The sequence below is a fragment of the Sphaerisporangium aureirubrum genome (assembly GCF_042658925.1).
GTDB lineage: Bacteria > Actinomycetota > Actinomycetes > Streptosporangiales > Streptosporangiaceae > Sphaerisporangium > Sphaerisporangium aureirubrum.
In genome coordinates this window covers 16,276-33,101 of sequence record NZ_JBHSRF010000094.1, presented here as the reverse complement: position 1 = coordinate 33,101, position 16,826 = coordinate 16,276, and the positions used below count along the sequence as shown (strand labels likewise).

14 protein-coding genes are annotated in these 16,826 nt (G+C 73.8%); 4 read left to right on the top strand and 10 right to left on the bottom strand.

Annotated features, from left to right (window positions below; translation table 11 throughout):
- The first annotated feature begins 1,017 nt into the window (after positions 1 to 1,017).
- From ACFP1K_RS36040 to ACFP1K_RS36030, 3 genes are all read left to right on the top strand, one after another.
- Entirely contained in the window at positions 1,018 to 1,806 is a 789-nt protein-coding gene (locus ACFP1K_RS36040) for a hypothetical protein (RefSeq protein WP_380762003.1), read from the top strand.
- 156 nt (positions 1,807 to 1,962) lie between these two features.
- Positions 1,963 to 3,861 (top strand): serine/threonine-protein kinase, encoded by a 1,899-nt coding sequence (locus ACFP1K_RS36035; protein WP_380762000.1) that lies wholly within the window; start codon positions 1,963 to 1,965, stop codon positions 3,859 to 3,861.
- Between the two features lie 38 nt (positions 3,862 to 3,899).
- Positions 3,900 to 5,516, top strand: a complete 1,617-nt coding sequence (locus tag ACFP1K_RS36030) for a serine/threonine-protein kinase (protein WP_380761998.1) — start codon at positions 3,900 to 3,902, stop codon at positions 5,514 to 5,516.
- A gap of 77 nt (positions 5,517 to 5,593) precedes the next feature.
- On the opposite strand, the gene ACFP1K_RS36025 is transcribed toward ACFP1K_RS36030, so the two are convergent.
- From ACFP1K_RS36025 to ACFP1K_RS36010, 4 genes are all read right to left on the bottom strand, one after another.
- Positions 5,594 to 6,523, bottom strand: a complete 930-nt coding sequence (locus ACFP1K_RS36025; RefSeq protein ID WP_380762007.1) for an RluA family pseudouridine synthase — start codon at positions 6,521 to 6,523, stop codon at positions 5,594 to 5,596.
- Positions 6,516 to 7,154 carry a signal peptidase II gene (gene lspA / locus ACFP1K_RS36020; RefSeq protein ID WP_380761996.1) on the bottom strand — a complete coding sequence of 213 codons (639 nt, stop codon included), beginning with the start codon at positions 7,152 to 7,154 and terminating at the stop codon, positions 6,516 to 6,518. The genes ACFP1K_RS36025 and lspA overlap by 8 nt, the downstream gene beginning before the upstream one ends.
- Positions 7,127 to 7,537, bottom strand: coding sequence for a TraR/DksA family transcriptional regulator (locus tag ACFP1K_RS36015; RefSeq protein WP_380762005.1), 411 nt, complete (start codon positions 7,535 to 7,537; stop codon positions 7,127 to 7,129). The genes lspA and ACFP1K_RS36015 overlap by 28 nt, the downstream gene beginning before the upstream one ends.
- 85 nt (positions 7,538 to 7,622) lie before the next feature.
- Entirely contained in the window at positions 7,623 to 7,892 is a 270-nt protein-coding gene (locus ACFP1K_RS36010) for a DUF167 domain-containing protein (protein WP_380761994.1), read from the bottom strand.
- Positions 7,893 to 8,205: 313 nt separating this feature from the next.
- Here ACFP1K_RS36010 and ileS point away from each other — a divergent pair, with 313 nt between their 5' ends.
- On the top strand, positions 8,206 to 11,361 hold the full coding sequence (ileS, locus tag ACFP1K_RS36005) for an isoleucine--tRNA ligase (RefSeq protein ID WP_380761992.1): 3,156 nt from the start codon (positions 8,206 to 8,208) through the stop codon (positions 11,359 to 11,361).
- A 51-nt stretch (positions 11,362 to 11,412) separates the two neighbouring features.
- Here the strand turns inward: ileS and egtD are convergent, their stop codons facing one another.
- From egtD to ACFP1K_RS35975, 6 genes are all read right to left on the bottom strand, one after another.
- Positions 11,413 to 12,390 carry an L-histidine N(alpha)-methyltransferase gene (gene egtD, locus ACFP1K_RS36000; RefSeq protein ID WP_380761990.1) on the bottom strand — a complete coding sequence of 326 codons (978 nt, stop codon included), beginning with the start codon at positions 12,388 to 12,390 and terminating at the stop codon, positions 11,413 to 11,415.
- Between the two features lie 96 nt (positions 12,391 to 12,486).
- A complete protein-coding gene (gene egtC, locus ACFP1K_RS35995; protein WP_380761988.1) occupies positions 12,487 to 13,194 on the bottom strand; it encodes an ergothioneine biosynthesis protein EgtC in 708 nt (235 codons plus the stop codon).
- Between the two features lie 37 nt (positions 13,195 to 13,231).
- The gene (gene egtB, locus ACFP1K_RS35990; protein WP_380761986.1) at positions 13,232 to 14,533 is read right to left on the bottom strand and encodes an ergothioneine biosynthesis protein EgtB; all 1,302 of its coding nucleotides are present in this window, start codon (positions 14,531 to 14,533) and stop codon (positions 13,232 to 13,234) included.
- The gene (egtA, locus tag ACFP1K_RS35985; RefSeq protein ID WP_380761984.1) at positions 14,530 to 15,732 is read right to left on the bottom strand and encodes an ergothioneine biosynthesis glutamate--cysteine ligase EgtA; all 1,203 of its coding nucleotides are present in this window, start codon (positions 15,730 to 15,732) and stop codon (positions 14,530 to 14,532) included. Before egtA ends, egtB begins: the two co-directional genes overlap by 4 nt.
- A 133-nt stretch (positions 15,733 to 15,865) precedes the next feature.
- Positions 15,866 to 16,141 carry an anti-sigma factor family protein gene (locus ACFP1K_RS35980; RefSeq protein ID WP_380761982.1) on the bottom strand — a complete coding sequence of 92 codons (276 nt, stop codon included), beginning with the start codon at positions 16,139 to 16,141 and terminating at the stop codon, positions 15,866 to 15,868.
- 13 nt (positions 16,142 to 16,154) lie between these two features.
- Positions 16,155 to 16,772, bottom strand: coding sequence for an RNA polymerase sigma factor (locus ACFP1K_RS35975; protein WP_380761980.1), 618 nt, complete (start codon positions 16,770 to 16,772; stop codon positions 16,155 to 16,157).
- Positions 16,773 to 16,826 lie beyond the last annotated feature (54 nt).

Below are 16,826 nucleotides of genomic sequence, written 5' to 3'. Positions count from 1 at the left end.
CCACCCGCACCCGCCGCATACAGCCCCGGACCTGGCGGAGCCGGCTCCCCCGGATCTGGCACCCCCGGATCCGCCGCCCCCGGATCCGCCGCCCCCGGATCCGCCGCTGCCGTACCTGGCACGCCCGGATCTGGCACGCCCGCGTCCAGCTCCCCCGCGTCAGGTGCCCCCGCGCCCAAAACCCCTGCGGCCGGCGCCCCCGCGGTCCCCGGTCGACCCGGCGCCCCCTCGCCGGCCGGCGCGCCAGCTCCCGGCAAGGGCCCCGCCGCCCCGATGACCGGCACCCGCATCGGCGACCTCGCCCAGGGCTCCCCCGACGCCTCCGCCACCCCCGGCACGGACCAGGCGTCCGCGCCCCGCCCCGGTACGGAAGCCACCTCCGCGTCCAGTCCCGGTAGAGGAGCCACCGCCGCGCCCCGCCCCGAGACGGGCGCGGCCTCGGCCCGCCCGGTCTCCTCCAAGGACGGGCAAGACAGGGCCGCTGATCCCGAAGCGGCAGACGTACGCGGTCCCGGTAAGGAAGCCACCCCCGCGTCCCGCCCCGGGACAGACGAGACCTCCGCCCGCCCGGTCTCCTCCAAGGACGGGCAAGACAGGCCCGCTGATCCCGAAGCGGCAGACGTACGCGTTCGTGAGAGCACGGCCGGCGCCGCCCACAAGGACGACCCAGACCACCCGGATGCGGCCGCATCCGCCCAAGGCACGGCCGCGTCCTCCCCCGGAGCGGACCGGACGTCCCGCCCCGGCACAGGGACGCCGCCAGAGTCCCGCCCGGCCTCTTCCAAGGGCGGGCAGGACAGGGCCGCCGGTTCCGAAGCGGCGGACGTACGTGAGAGCGCGGCCGACGCCGCCCACTCCGTCGGCGGGTGGGAGCCGGACGAGGGTGCGCCAGAGGAGCGGCCGACGCGCGTCCCCCGGGCCGGGAGGCCGCCGGCCGGGGAGACCCGGCCGGAGACGCGACCCCAGACGAGGCGGAACCCGTACGGGACCACGGAGCAGAGGCCGGAGGCCCGGGAAGTGCCCGTCGCCCAGGTGGCGGGGCGGGAAGGCGAGCGGGCGGACGGGGACTGGTGGGTTCCGGCAGAGGCCGAGCCGCACCGGGGAGAGCGGTCGCTGCCGGTGCGCACGATCGCGCTGGTCACCGTGCCGGTGGTGCTCGTGGTGGCGGCGGTCGCGCTGTGGCTCGGGATGCGGCAGGGCAGCGAGACGCCGGCCGCCGGGTCGGCCAAGCCACCGGCCAGCGAGCCCGCGAACCCGGGAACGCCGGGAAGCTCGCCGGACTCCTCGGGAGCGTCGTCCGCCCCGCCGGACTCCCCGAGCCCGACCCCCAGCCCCACGCCGAAACCCACCGGCTCCAGCCCGGCGGACGTCCCGGCGGGCTGGCACCGCTACAAGGACGGCACGGGCTTCTCGCTCGCCCTGCCCAAGGGATGGAAGCGCGCCGAGCAGCGGGGCACCCAGATCTACTTCCGCGGCCCGGACTCCGGCAGCTTCCTGATGATCGACCAGACGAACAGCCCGAAGTCGGACGCCGAGAAGGACTGGAAGAACCAGGAGCCCGCCGCCCGGGGCCGCTTCCCGGGCTACAAGCTGATCCGCATCAAGGAGGTGGACTACTGGAAGACCGCCGCCGACTGGGAGTTCACCTACAGCGCGGGCGGCGGCCGGGCCCACGTCGTCAACCGCGGCTTCGTCACCGACAAGAAGCACGGCTACGCGATCTACTGGAAGACCGACGACAAGGACTGGAAGAAGCAGTACGACCTCTTCGAGACCTTCACCGCCACCTTCAAGCCCGACAAATAACGCTCACCGCTCCCCTGTGGGACGATGCCCTCGGGACCGAAACGACGGGCATACCCCCACCGGAGCCGCGATACTGGACCACCACCCCGTCCCGGGCGATCCCGGAAGAACCGGACGGTGGACGCGAGCCGGAGGGCCGGTAGGAGGGCTGGGCGGGTGACGGCGGAGGGGGATCGGGTCGCGGGCCGGTACCGCCTGGTCGAGGAGATCGGCCGGGGCGGCATGGGCGTGGTGTGGCGTGCCCACGACGAGTTGCTCGACCGCTCGGTGGCGGTGAAAGAGGTCATCTACCGGGCCATGAGCGACGCCGACCGGGAGGCGTTCAACCGCCGCACCATCCGGGAGGCCCGGACGGCGGGACGCCTGGACCACCCGTCGGTGGTGGTCGTGCACGACGTCATCGAGGAGGACGGCCGCCCCTGGATCGTCATGCAGCTCGTCAGGTCGCGCTCGCTCGGTGAGGTCCTGCGCCTGAGCGGCCCGCTCGATCCGCGCACGGTCGCGGGCATCGGGGCGAACGTGCTGGACGCGCTGCGGGCGGCGCACGCGGCCGGCGTCCTGCACCGGGACGTCAAACCGGAGAACGTCCTGCTCACCGACAGCGGCCGGGTGGTGCTGACCGACTTCGGCATCGCCACGATGCCGCAGGAGACGGCGCTCACCACGACCGGCAACCTGACGGGCACCCCCGCCTTCATGCCACCGGAGCGCCTGCGCGGCGAGCCCGCGGTGCCCGAGTCCGACCTGTGGTCCCTCGGCGCGACCCTGTACGCCGCCGTGGAGGGCCGGCCGCCGTTCGACCGGGGCGCCCCCGTGCCCACCATGGCCGCCGTCCTCAGCGACGCCCCCGCCCCCACCCGCCGCGCCGGCCCGCTCGCCCCCGTCCTCGCGGCCCTGCTCCGCAAGGACCCCGTCAAGCGCATGACCGCCGAGGACGCCGCCGCCGCCCTCTACCGGGTGGCCGAGGGCGAACCGGCCCGCGCCCGCGGCCGGGCGTCCCGCCGCGCCGCCACCCCGCCCCCGGCCCCCGGCGGCTTCACCCTGCCCGACGGCCGAGGCCGGCGCGCCACGCTCGACAGCCCTTCCGCGCCCCTGGCGGGCACCCCCGGCTTACCCCCGGGCACGTCGTCCTCGCTCCCCGCCGCGAGCCTCTCGGGAGGCACGGACCCCTCGGGAGGAGCGTCACCGGGCCGTCCCGGCTACCCCGCGGCCCAGGGGACGCCCTGGCAGGGCGGCGGGCACACCTCCGGCGGGACACCCGGGGCCGGGCCGAGGGGACAGCGGCGGCGTGGGGTGCGGACGGCGGTGATCGTGGCGCTCGTGGTGCCGCTGGTGGGAGGGCTGGGGGCGGCCGGGTGGTACGGCTATCAGCGGATCTCCGCGGTGGGCGGCGGGGTCGCCGGGGGTGTGACGCCCGCCGGGACGTCCGGGGAGCCGGAGGGTTCCGGGGTGCCCACGGCGTCGGCGGGAGTGCCGTCGGGGGAGCCGGGCTCCTCGTCCCCGGAGGCGACGGGCGATGCGACGCCGGAGGCCACGCCCGGGGCGACGGAGAGCGCGGGACCGAGTACCGGGCCGAGCGCGGGGCCCAGTGCCGGGCCGCAGGCGGTGCCGAAGGGGTGGCGGCTGCATTCGGATCCGCTGGGGTTCACGATCGTGTTGCCGCGGGGGTGGGTGGAGTTCGGGCGGCAGAAGGCGCGGGTGAGCTTCCGGGCGCCGGGGGCGGCGAGCTACCTTCAGGTCGACACGACGCGGTGGGGGGACGCGCGGCCGGTGGACGCGTTGCGGACCGTGGCGCGGGAGTCGACGGCGCGGGGGTGGCTGCCGGGGTACCGGCTGATCGAGCTGACGCCGGGGGCGTTCATGGGGTGGCAGGCGGCGGACTGGGAGTTCACGTGGCGGATGAAGTCCGGGGTGGCGCATGTCGTGGACCGGGCGTTCGTGACACAGGACGGGCGGCAGTTCGCGATCTACTGGCACACCCTCCACGACCAATGGGAAGTGGACTATCCCCGTTTCGTGAGGTTCGCACAGAGTTTCAGGCCTGATCCTCTCTAGAGCGCATGTGACCGAATTCTGCGGGTAGCCACAAGCTCATGCCGGAATCCTCCCAGGTCACAGAGCGAGTCGTAGCCAGGCGGTATCGCCTGCTCGAACGGATCGGCCGCGGTGGGATGGGCACCGTATGGCGTGCCCGAGATGAGGTCCTCGGCCGTGACGTCGCGGTCAAGGAGATCCTCGCCCCCCCGGAGCTGACGGGCCCCGAACGGGAGATATTCACGTTAAGAACGTTCCGGGAGGCCCGGGCCGCCGGGCGGGTGAGCCACGCGGGCGTCGCTACGGTCTACGACGTGTTCGAGGAGAACGGCCACCCCTGGATCGTCATGCAGCTCGTCCCCTCCGAGACCCTCGGCGCCGTCGTGCGCGACCACGGCCCGCTCCCCCCGCAGAAGGCGGCCCAGCTCGGCCTGCAGGTGCTGGCCGCGCTGCGCGCCGCGCACGCGGCGGGGGTGCTGCACCGGGACGTCAAGCCCGACAACGTCCTGCTGACCAGGGAAGGCGGCCGGGCGGTGCTCACCGACTTCGGCATCGCGACCCTGGAGGACGACTCCCCCGTGACCCGGACCGGGATGCTGATCGGCACCCCGGCGTTCATCGCCCCGGAGCGGGCCGCGGGCGGGCAGGCCAGCCGCGCCTCCGACCTGTGGTCGCTCGGCATCACCCTGTACGTCGCCGTGGAGGGCCGCTCGCCGTTCCAGCGCGGCAACCCGCTGGCGACGCTCGGCGCCGTGATGCACGACCCGCCCGAGCCCATGCGGCTGGCCGGGCCGCTCGGCCCGCTGCTGGACGGCCTGCTGCGCAAGGATCCGGCCGAACGCATGAACGCGGCCGACGCCGAGGTCTACCTGCGGATGGTGGCGGACGGGCTGGCCCCCGGCCCCACCGCGCCCGCGACGCCCGTGCCCGCGCAACGGGGCGGCCCGCACCCCCTGCCCGTGACCGGCGCGATGGCCCCCGCCCCGCCCCGCGCCGCCGAGCCCATCGCGGCGGAGCCGTTCGAAGGACCGCGGACCGGGCCGTTCGCCGTCAGGACCGCCGTCCCCGCCCCGCCCGAGGGTGACGGGAACGCGACGAGGCCGGCGCCGGTACCGCGCGGCGGGTCGACCGGCCGGGGCATGGCGCTCACCGGGCTCGGCGCCCTGGTGCTGTCGGTCGGGCTGGTGGCCGGCGGGGCCGCATGGGTGATCGCCCGCATGGACGGCCAGCAGACGGCCCCCTCGGTGTCCCCCACGGTCCGGGTGACGGTCTCGGTGACCCCCTCCTCGGCGCCGTCCGGCGAGCCGGTCACCCGCGGTGACAGACCGACCTACTCCCAGGCTCCCCCGCCCGGGCCCTCGTCGACGCCGGACCGGCCCGACGACCGTCCGAGCGACCAGGACAAGGACAAGAACCAGGGCGAGAACAAGGACAAGGACAAGAAGAAGGACGAAGGCGACAAGCCCGACACGCCCTCCGAGCCTCCCGAGCCCAAGGAGTCCGACGGCGCCGGCAACGAGATCCCCCCGGGCCAGGAGGGCTCCCAGGGAGGGCCGGGCCCCGAGGGCAAGGAAGGCGGCAAGGACAAGAAGGGCAAGAAGGACGGCCCCGGCTCGGACACCCCGCTGGTCTCGTTCGACGCCCGCCACGAGGCCTCCGCCGTCCTGATCCCCTGATCCCGCCGACACCAGCCCCTACGGGTCGCGGATCGCGACAGGCGAGCGAGGAACGCCGAGCCGCCCGCGGGGCCGGGTCAGGACTCGGCGCGGACCCGTTCCAGCGCGGTGGCGAGGTCGTCCGGGTGGTCGCTGGTGAAGGTGACCAGCTCTCCGGTGACCGGGTGGTCGAAGGAGAGGGACGCGGCGTGCAGCCACTGGCGGGTGACGCCGAGGCGGGCGGCGAGCCGGGGATCGGCGCCGTACATGAGGTCGCCCACGCAGGGATGGCGGGTGGCGGCCATGTGGACGCGGATCTGGTGGGTACGGCCGGTCTCCAGCTTCACGTCGAGCAGGGAGGCGGCGCGGAACGCCTCGACGGTGTCGTAGTGGGTGACCGACGGCTTGCCCCCGGCGACCACGGCGAAACGGCCGTCGCCGGACGGGTGGCGGTCGATGGGGGCGTCCACGGTGCCGCGCAGCGGGTCGGGATGGCCCTGGACCAGGGCGTGGTACCGCTTGTCGACGGTGCGCTCCTTGAACGCCCGCTTGAGCCGCGAGTAGGCCACCTCGCTCTTGGCGACCACCATGACGCCGGTGGTGTTGGCGTCCAGGCGGTGCACGATGCCCTGGCGTTCGGCGGCGCCGCTGGTGGCGACCCGGTGACCGGCGCCCAGCAGGCCGCCGACCACGGTGGGGCCGGTCCAGCCGACCGTGGGGTGCGCGGCGACGCCGATGGGCTTGTCGACCACCACGATGTCGTCGTCCTCGTACAGCACGCGCATGCCGGGGACAGGCTCGGCGACGGGCACGGGGGCCGCGGGCGGCGGCGGGATCACGACCTCCAGCCAGGCCCCGGCGTGCACGCGGTCGGACTTGGCGGCGGTCGCGCCGTCCAGCTGGACGTCCCCGGAGGTGATCAGCTCGGCGGCGCGGGTGCGGGAGAAGCCGAACAGCCGGGCGAGCGCGGCGTCCAGCCGCTCCCCCTCCAGGCCGTCGGGCACGGGCAGGCTGCGCACGTCACCCACGACGCTCACCGTGCTCCTCGCCGGCGTCGTCCCGGGACCTGTCCGCTGCGGCGTCCCCGCCGGTGGCCGGCTCGGGTGCGCCCGTGGCGCGGGTGCCGTCGAGCTGGTAGCCGCGCCACGCGAGGAAGACCGCGAGGATGCCGCCGCACACGATCGCGGAGTCGGCGACGTTGAACACCGGGAACCCCGTGGCGGGGAAGACCTCGACCCAGTCGACGACGTGCCCCTGCAGGGGGGCCGGCGAGCGGAAGAGGCGGTCGGTGAGGTTGCCGATGGCCCCGCCGAGCAGCAGGCCGAGGGTGACGGCCCACGGGAGGCTGCGCAGCCGCCGCGCGGTGCGCAGGATGGCGATCACCACGCCGGCGGCGATGACGGTGAACACCACGGTCATGCCGGTCCCGACGCTGAACGCGGCTCCGGGGTTGCGGATCACCCGCAGCCGCAGCACGTCGGCGATCAACGTGACCGGCTCCCCGCCCTCCAGGACGGACACCACGATCGTCTTGCTGATCAGGTCGAGCACGAAGATCGCCACGGCCACCGCGGCGAGTATCCCGACGCGCCGGGCCCCGCTCCCCCCGGCGGCCTCCGCCGCCGGGTCGTTCAGCGGCGCTCCTCCCGCTGCTTGCACGACACGCACAGCGTCGCCCTCGGGAACGCCTGCAGACGCTCCTTGCCGATCGGCTTGTGGCACGATTCGCACACTCCGTAAGTTCCCGCGTCGATCCGGGCTATCGCCCGCTCGTTCTGCGCGACCAAGTCCCGCGCATTCAGGGTAAGGGCGATCTCGCGTTCCCGCTCATACGTCTTGGCTCCGGCGTCCGCCTGGTCGTCCCCCGCGCTGTCGCTGATGTCGCCCGACGCGATCTGGGACTCGGCCCGCGCCACTTCGGCGTTGAGTTCCTCGATCTCCCCGTGAAGGCGGTGGCGTACCGTGGAGAGCTCCTCGTCGGTCCAGCCCGTTCCGCCGTCGATCTGAGTGACGGGCTTCCCAGCCCGCGTCATACCGGCCATGAAGGCCTCCTCGCCGATCACGCCTTTGAGCAGTGCGGGAAGCATAGGTCGGCCATTTCCGAAGAACAACCGACGCGCCGACCGTTTACGTCATCCGTAACGCCGTCGCCCTTTCGGTCAATTCCTGGTGATCTCCGAGGATCTCCACGACCTTGTCTCTGCTGGCCGCGCCGCTGATCAGCCGGACGTCCGCCCGGCGCACGCCGAACGCGGACGCGACCGCGCGCAGGGCGGCCTCGGTGGCCTTGCCGTCGACGGCGCGGGCGCTCACCTTCACCACGATGGCGTCCGCTCCGTAGGAGCCGCCGACCGATTCGCGTGAGGCTCCCGGCCTTACCCTGATCGCCACCCGCATAATCGTGTCGGTCCTTCCGCCGCCGTGAGATATCGTTTCAGTTTGCAAGGCGTTGAAGGGGACGAGTACCTCCGCACCTCTCGCCGCAGCGACCCGGGGACGGTGTGAGCCCGGGGCGAGACCGGAGAGAAGATCACCCCCGAGCCGCCGGAAGAACGGCCGCCTCGGCCCAGTAGACCCGGCCACGATGACAAGAGTGGGCCTCGATCCGGGAAAATCCCGGTAAGCGGGGTCAAGGAGGGTGGTACCGCGGGGCTCCGGCCTCGTCCCTCCACGCCATTGGGAAATGCTCGCGTGGAGGACCGCCCCGACGATGACATCGCCATACTTCCGCCCGCTACCCTCGCGGGTCGACCTGCCCGCCTTCGAGGCGGAGACACTCAGCCGGTGGCGTGACGGCAAGGTCTTCGAGCGCTCCCTGGAGCAGAACGCCGGCGGCCCCTCCTGGGTGTTCTACGAGGGCCCGCCCACCGCCAACGGCATGCCCGGCGTGCACCACGTCGAGGCCCGCGTGTTCAAGGACGTCTTCCCGCGCTACAAGTCGATGCGCGGCTTCCACGTCCCCCGCAAGGCCGGCTGGGACTGCCACGGCCTGCCCGTCGAGGTCGCCGTCGAGAAGGAACTCGGCCTGTCCGGCAAGCCGGAGATCGAGGCGTACGGCATCGCGGCGTTCAACGAGCGCTGCCGCGAGTCGGTGCTGCGGCACGTGGACGCGTTCGAGGAGATGACCGAGCGGATGGGCTACTGGGTCGACATGTCCCAGGCCTACCGCACCATGGACCCCGCCTACGTCGAGGCGGTGTGGTGGTCGCTGAAGGTCATCTGGGACAAGGACCTGCTGTTCCGCGACTTCCGCATCACGCCGTACTGCCCGCGCTGCGGCACCGGCCTCTCCGATCACGAGCTCGGTCAGCCGGGCGGCTACGAGACGGTCACCAGCCCGTCGGTGTACGTGCGGATGCCGGTGACCTCCGGCCGCTTCGAGGGCGCCGACCTCCTGGTGTGGACCACCACGCCGTGGACGCTGGTGTCCAACACGGCCGTCGCCGTGCACCCCGAGGTCACCTACGTCGTCGCGGCCAAGGACGGCGAGCGGCCGGTCGTCGTGGCCGAGCCGCTGCTCGGCGCCGCGCTCGGCGAGGGCTGGACCGTCACCGAGCGGGTCCAGGGCGCCGAGCTGGAGCACACGCCGTACACGCGGCCGTTCGAGCTGGTCGACATCCCCGGCGCCCACTTCGTGGTGCTGGCCGGGTACGTCACCGTGGAGGACGGCACCGGGCTGGTGCACCAGGCGCCCGCGTTCGGCGCCGACGACCTGACGACCTGCAAGCGGTACGGCCTGCCGGTGGTCAACCCGATCGGCCCGGACGGCCGGTTCCTGGCCGAGGTGCCGCAGGTCGGCGGGCTGTTCTTCAAGGACGCCGACGAAGGGCTGACCGAGGACCTCCGGGCGCGCGGGCTGCTGCTGCGCGGCGGGCACTTCGACCACAGCTACCCCCACTGCTGGCGCTGCCACACGCCGCTGCTCTACTACGCGCTCCCGTCGTGGTACATCCGCACCACCCGCGTCAAGGACCGGCTGCTCGCCGAGAACGACCGCACCAACTGGTTCCCGCCGACCATCAAGGAGGGCCGGTACGGGGAGTGGCTGCGCAACAACGTCGACTGGGCGCTGTCGCGGTCGCGGTACTGGGGCACGCCGCTGCCGCTGTGGGTGTGCACGGCCGACGAGTCGCACGTGACCTGCGTCGGGTCGCTGAAGGAGCTCGGCGAGCTGGCCGGGCGCGACCTGACCGCGCTGGACCCGCACCGGCCGTACGTGGACGACGTGACCTTCGGCTGCCCGGTGTGCGGCGCCGAGGCCCGCCGGGTGCCCGACGTGATCGACGTGTGGTACGACTCCGGCGCGATGCCGTTCGCGCAGTGGGGCGCGCCGCACGTCAACAAGGAGGTCTTCGAGCAGTCCTACCCGGGGCAGTTCATCTGCGAGGCGATCGACCAGACCCGGGGCTGGTTCTACTCGATGATGGCCGTCGGCACGCTGGTGTTCGACCGCTCGTCGTACGAGAACGTGCTGTGCCTCGGCCTGATCCTCGCCGAGGACGGCCGCAAGATGAGCAAGCACCTCGGCAACATCCTGCAGCCGATGCCGCTGATGGAGCAGCACGGCGCCGACGCGCTGCGCTGGTACATGGCGACCGCCGGCTCCCCGTGGTCGCCGCGCCGGGTGGGGCACGCCGCGCTGGAGGAGATCGTCCGCAAGGTCCTGCTGACCTACTGGAACACGACCTCCTTCTTCACCATGTACGCCGGCGCCGAGTCGTGGTCGCCGTCCCGGCTGGCCGAGGCGCCCGCGCCCGCGGACCGGCCGCTGATCGACCGGTGGGCCCTCGCGGAGCTGAACCGCACCGTGGCCGAGGTCACCGAGGCGATGGAGGCGTTCGACACCGCGCGGGCGGGCCGGCGGCTCACCGAGTTCCTCGACGACCTGTCCAACTGGTACGTCCGCCGCTCCCGCCGCCGGTTCTGGTCGGGCGACCCGTCGGCGTTCGCCACGCTGTACGGCTCCCTGGAGACGGTGACCCGGCTGATGGCGCCGCTGGTGCCGTTCCTCACCGACTACGTGTGGGACGTGCTGCGCGCCCCGGACGCGCCCGCCTCGGTCCACCTGGCCACCTGGCCCGAGGTCGACCGGAGCCTGCTGGACCCCGGCCTGTCGGAGCGGATGGCGCTGGTGCGCCGCCTGGTGGAGCTCGGCCGCTCCGCCCGCGCGGGCAGCGGCGTCAAGACCCGCCAGCCGCTGGCCCGGGCGCTGGTCGGCGCCGCCGGCTGGTCCGCGCTGCCCGGCTCGCTGCGCGATCTGATCGCCGACGAGCTCAACGTGCGGACCCTGGAAGATCTGTCGGAGTACTCCGCCGACCTGGTCTCCTTCACCGTCAAGCCGAACTTCCGTGCCCTCGGCAAGCGCTTCGGCGGCGGCACCAAGGCCGTCGCGGGGGCCATCACGGCCGCCGACCCGGCGTCCCTGGCCGCGGCCATCCGCGCCGGCGACACCGCGACGGTCGTCGTCTCCGGCGAGAAGGTCACCCTCGGCCCCGACGACGTGATCGTCACCGAGCACCCGAAGTCCGGCTGGGCGGTCGAGACCGGCGCCGTGGGCACCGGCTCCGGCGAGACCGTCGCCCTGGACCTGGAGGTCACCCCCGAGCTGTACCGCGCGGGCCTCGTCCGCGACGTCGTCCGCCTGGTCCAGGAGGCCCGCAAGTCCACCGGCCTCGACATCACCGACCGCATCTCCCTGTGGTGGACCGCCACCGGCGACCTCGCCGACGCCCTGCGCGCCGACACCACCCGCCTGTCCGAAGAGGTCCTCGCGACCTCCGTGACCGAAGGCGAGCCTCCCACGGACCTCCCCGCCCACCACGACGCCGACCTGGACCTCACGTTCCATCTGAGCCGCGTGGGCTGACCCGTTCGAAAAGGCCCCGGCGTCCCGCCGGGGCCTTTTTTCCTGCCTCGATCAGGCCCGTGCGAGGACGAGAGCGAAGTCGCCGTCCGGGTCGGTGTAGCAGTGGTCGACGGTGAAGCCTGCGGCGGTGAGTTCGGCGCGGAGGCCGTGGAGGTGGAACTTGGCGCTGATCTCGGTGCGCATCTCTTCGCCTGTGGTGAAGGGGACGGTCAGGCCGAGGGCGCGGATGGGGACGGTCATGGGGCGGGTGGCGCGCAGGCGCATCTCGATCCAGGCGTTGTGCTCGTCGTACAGGGCGATGTGGTCGAAGTCTTCGGGGGTGAAGTCCGCGTCGAGTTCGTGGTTGACGACGTGGAGGACGTTGCGGTTGAAGGCGGCGGTGACGCCGGCCGAGTCGTCGTAGGCGGCGACCAGGCGGGAGGTGTCCTTCACGAGGTCGGCGCCGAGGAGGAAGGTGTCGCCGGGGGTCAGGGTGGAGCGGAGGGTGGTGAGGAAGTGCTCGCGAGGGCCGGGGGGGAGGTTGCCTATGGTGCCGCCCAGGAAGGCGATCATGCGGCGGCCGGGCCTGGGGAGGGCGGCCAGGTGGTGTTCGAAGTCGGCGCGGACGGGCTGGACGGTGAGGGCGGGGTATCGGGCCGCGAGGCGGTGGGCGGCGTCCAGCAGGGTCACGGGGTCTACGTCCACGGGGGTGTAGGCGGTGAGGCCCTTGGCGGTCAGGGCGTCGAGCAGGAGGGTGGTCTTCTCGCTGGTGCCGGAGCCGAGTTCGATCAAGGTGTCGGCGGAGGCGCGGGCGGCGATGTCGCCTGCCCATTCGCGGAGGATGGCCAGTTCGCGGCGGGTGGGGTAGTACTCGGGGAGCCGGGTGATCTGGGTGAACAGGTCGCTGCCCCGGGCGTCGTAGAACCACTTGGGGGGCAGCCACTTGGGGGACGCGGTGAGGCCGGTGCGGACGTCGTGTTCCAGGGCGCGGCGCAGGTGGTCGCGGTCGAGGTGGTCGATCAGGTGCACGGCTGACTGGCTGACGGGCACGAGTGTTCTCCCGGTTCGATGGCGGTGTTCGGTGACGGCGCCCAGCGGGCTGGGCTCATGGCTGGGGGTCGGGTGGCCGGCGGCCGGGCCGGGTGGTCACAGCGGCTCGACGCGGACGTCGCCGGCGGTGGCGAGGACCAGATGGCGGTCGGGGACGGCGCGCCAGGCGGGGTCGTCGTCGAGGGGTTCGCTGGCGACGAGGACGCCGTCGCCGCCGGGGCGCAGGAACAGGGTGTCGCCCCAGGTGGTGGCGGCGAGGGCGGTGCCGTCGCAGGCGAGGAGGTTCAGGCGGGCGGCGGGGTCCTTGCCGGCGGCCCGGGTCACGGTGTCGGCGAGGGCGGCGCCGAGGGGGGTGCCCGCGCGCAGCAGGGCGAAGACCCCGGCGGCCAGCCAGGCCGAGTCGCACGTGCTCTCCGCGTCGGCCGCCAGGGAGCGGACGGCCTCCCGCCCGGCGCGGCCGTTGTGGCTGAGCAGGTGGCGGCCGTCGGTGAACGGCGCGGTGGCCGTCTCCTCGACCGGCATGCCTGCGGTCGCCGACCGCACCGCGGCCAGCAGGCAGCGGGACCTCGCCACCTCGGCGAGCGCGGGCAGGTTGGCGTCCGCCCAGATGGGGACGGACCTGCGGTAGCGGACCGGTTCCGCGCGGGCGTCGTCGTACCAGCCCATGCCGAACCCGTCGGCGTTCACCCGGCCGTGACGCTGCATGCGGGGCGCGTACGACTGGGTCAGCAGGCCGTGCTCCGGCTCGCCGATCAGCGTGGCGAGGCTGCGCGGGGCGCCGAGCCAGGCGGCGTGACGGCACATCTAGACCCGCTCCGGGATCGCCTGGGGGCGGCGCATCTCAGGCCTCCTCCGGGGTGGCGGAGCGGGCGCAGCGGAAGCCGGAGAAGATCTGGCGGCGGATGGGGTAGTCCCAGTTGCGGAAGGTGGTGCGGACGGCGGCGGGGTCGGCGGCCCAGGAGCCGCCGCGCAGGACGCGGTGGCCGGGGCCGAAGAAGACCTCGCTGTACTCGGGGTAGGGGAAGCTGCGGAACCCGGGGTAGGGCAGGAAGTGCGACGCGGTCCACTCCCACACCTCGCCGATCATCTGCTCCGCGCCGTACGCGCTGGCCCCGGAGGGGTAGGCGCCGAGGGGGGCGGGGCGGGCGGCGCGGTGGCCGAGGTTGGCGCGGGCGGGGGTGGGGTCGTCCTCGCCCCAGGGGTAGGTGCGCGCGCGGCCGGCCTCGGGGTCCCAGCCGCAGGCCTTCTCCCACTCGGCCTCGGTGGGCAGGCGCCTGCCCGCCCAGCGGGCGTAGGCGTCGGCCTCGTACCAGCACACGTGCTGCACCGGCTCGTCCATCGGCACGGGCTCGGTGCGCCCGAAGCGGGTGCGCCACCAGGTGCCGCCGTCCCTGGTCCAGAACAGCGGGGCGGTGGCGCCGCTCTCCTGGCGCCAGCGCCAGCCCTCGGGGTCCCACCATCGGGGGTCGTCGTAGCCGCCGGCGGCGATGAAGGCGGCGTAGGCGGCGTTGCCCACCGGCAGGCGGTCGATCCAGTAGGCGGGCAGGTCGACCCGGTGGGCGGGGCGCTCGTTGTCGTACGCCCACGGCAGGGTGCCGGTGCCCATCAGGAACGGCCCGGCGGGCACCAGCACCTCCTGCGGCCCGCCGCGGCGGGCGGGGGGCAGCTCGCCGTCGCGGACCAGCCCGGGTTCCCCGGACAGCTGCAGGGTGGCGAGCATGGTCTCGTCGTGCTGGTGCTCGTGCTGGATGACCAGCCCGAAGACGAAGCCCGCGCGGCGCAGCGGGTCCGGCGCGGTGAGGTCGGCGGCGTCCAGCACGTCGAGCACCCGGCCGCGCACCCCCTCGATGTAGCGGCGGGCCTCCCCGGGGCCGAGCATCGGCAGGGCGGGGCGGTCCTTGCGCGGGGTCTTGAAGGCGTCGTAGATGTCGTCGATCTCCGGGCGCACCGGCTCGATGCCCCCGGCGGCGCGCAGCACCCACAGTTCCTCGTAGTTGCCGACGTGCGCCAGGTCCCACACCAGGGGGGACATCAGCGGGGAGTGCTGACGGGTCAGCAGGGCGTCCTCGGCGTCGGTGTAGGCGAGCGAGCGGTCGCGCACGGCGGCGAGCTGGGCGGCGATCCGTTCCTTGAGGTCGTTCACGGGTGTCCTTCCGTCGGCCGGGCCGGGTGCCGCGGCGCGTCGAGCAGGGCGGCGGCCGGGGACCGGCCCGGGGTCACGTGGCGGTCGGCGAACGCCGCCACCTCGCGGGTCAGGGCGGAGGGCGCGCCTAGGCGGGGCAGGGCGTCGAGCGCGGCGCGGAAGCATTCCTCGGCGGCGCGGCGCAGCTCGGTGTCGGCGAGGCCGTCGCGCGCGGCCCGGTGCCACAGGTCCGCGCACGGCCCGGCGGCGTCCAGCGCGGCGTCCGCGGCCTTGTCGTCGATGACCAGGGCGTGGGCGACGGCCACGCACACCGGCCAGCGGGCGGGGTGCTGCGCGTCCAGGTAGCGGATCTCCAGCCAGCCGCGGGGCCGCACCGGCGGGAACAGGGTGGTGGCGTGATAGGTCAGGTCGGCCCTGGTCAGCCCGGAGGTGGCCAGGCGGTCGCGGACGGTGGAGCCGTCGCGGACCGGGCGGCACCGGCCGCCGGGGTCGTGCACCAGCATCAGCCGGGAGTCGAGCAGGTACCGCGTCCAGGCGGCCACCGGGTCCCCCGCGTGCGGCACCGGGGCGGTGCGGGTGGGGTCGAGGTTCTCCCAGACGGCCTGGCGGCCGGACATCCACCCGGTCGGCCGGCCCTCGCGCAGGGGGGAGTTGGCGAAGGCCGCGGTCAGGACCGGGCCGAGCAGGTGCGCCCGCTCCCAGCGGACCTCCGGCCGGTCCCCGAAGTCCAGGTTGACCTGGACGGACGCCGTCGAGCACATCATCAGAGCGCCGTACGGCACGCCGAGGTACTCGGCCATGACCTCGTACCGGGGCTCGGTGTTCTGCCGCCGGGGCGGCCGCACCGGGTCCATCCCCACCCCGGTCAGGCACAGGCCCGCGTCCCGCAGGGCCTCCTCCACCGCGTGCACGTCCGCGGCGAGCCGCGTGATCGCGTCCGGGAGGCCTCCCGGCGGGCCGGACAGTTCGAGCTGGCCGCCCGGCTCGAACGTCACCCTGCTCCCGCCGGGCAGTTCGGGCAGCACCCCGGCGATCTCGCCGACCGGCACGGCGCGCCCGGCGTCCGCGCGGTCGAACACCAGGAACTCGAGCTCGACCCCGACCCGTTCCCCGGGCCCGGCCTGGAAGCACTCGCGCGCGAAGCCCTCCACCTCGGCGACATCGCGGATCAGCGCGCTCTCGGTGAGCCGACTCGTCATCCTCGCCCTCCGCCCCCCGCCCCGTGTACGGGACTACAGACCCGCGAGGGACGCGGGCGTTACACCCGGATTCCGGATCGGGACGAGGTTCTTCCCGCGGAGGCCGATCGGGACGAGGTCCCCCCGGCGGCGGTCAGGGGTGGCGGGAGGCGCGGAAGGCCGACAGCAGGCGGCCGCGGGTCCGCTCGGAGAGCGTCTCGGCGGGGCCGGCGGGGAGATCGCCGAGGGTGTCGACGGTGACGCGCAGGCCGGTGACGTGACCGGCGCAGGTCAGGCACTCGGCGAGGTGGTGGTCGAAGCCCTCGCGGGCGGGGGTGTCCAGGGCGTCGTCCAGGTAGAGCGGGGTGAGTTCCGCCAGATCCTCACAACTGAACCGCTTCACTTTCGCGACCGCCTTGAACCGTGTCATCTGAACCGCTTCACTACTCCGATCGTTTCACCGTAGCGACGTAATCCGCCAGACGGCCACGTACCGCGACGCGGGCCCGATGCAGGAGGACCCGCTGATTGGCCGGGGTGAGGTCCAGGATCTCGCAGACCTCGTCCGAGGTACAGCCTTCCATGTCACGCAGCACGATCACGCTGCGTTGCCGGGCAGGCAGACCGGCCAGCGCGGCGGCGACCTCGGCGCGGAACTCGGCGGCCAGCGCCTCGCCCTCGGGCGTGTGCCGCGGCACCGGCGGCCCGGCTCCGGAGGCGCCCGGGGTGAGAAGGGGCATGTCCGGCGGTGCGGCGTCGTGCTCGAAGGCGGTGCTCCACGGGACGGTGCGGCTCTCGCGCACGCCGCGCTTCATGGCCGTGTTGACCACGATGCGGAAGATCCACGTCTTGAGCGAGGAACGGCCCTCGAAGGCGTCGATGGCCCCGATGACGGCGAGCCAGGTGTCCTGCACGACCTCCTCGGCGGAGTCGGCGGTGGAGACGTACGTGCGGGCCACCCGCAGCATGCCGCGCGACCAGGTGTCCAGCAACGCCGCGAACATCGTCTCGTCCCCGGCCCGCAGGGCCGCGACGACGACGTCGTCCGGAGGCAACGCCACGATCGTCTCCTCCCGGTCTGGACGTACCCGGACATCATTCCATCGATGTCTCGA

Coding starts and splice junctions, on each gene's coding strand:
- ACFP1K_RS36015 (WP_380762005.1), bottom strand. CDS start 7,537: ATGGCCGGTATGACGCGGGCTGGGAAGCCCGTCACTCAGATCGACGGC.
- ACFP1K_RS35980 (WP_380761982.1), bottom strand. CDS start 16,141: ATGACACGGTTCAAGGCGGTCGCGAAAGTGAAGCGGTTCAGTTGTGAG.
- ileS (WP_380761992.1), top strand. CDS start 8,206: ATGACATCGCCATACTTCCGCCCGCTACCCTCGCGGGTCGACCTGCCC.
- ACFP1K_RS36030 (WP_380761998.1), top strand. CDS start 3,900: ATGCCGGAATCCTCCCAGGTCACAGAGCGAGTCGTAGCCAGGCGGTAT.
- egtC (WP_380761988.1), bottom strand. CDS start 13,194: ATGTGCCGTCACGCCGCCTGGCTCGGCGCCCCGCGCAGCCTCGCCACG.
- egtA (WP_380761984.1), bottom strand. CDS start 15,732: ATGACGAGTCGGCTCACCGAGAGCGCGCTGATCCGCGATGTCGCCGAG.
- ACFP1K_RS36010 (WP_380761994.1), bottom strand. CDS start 7,892: ATGCGGGTGGCGATCAGGGTAAGGCCGGGAGCCTCACGCGAATCGGTC.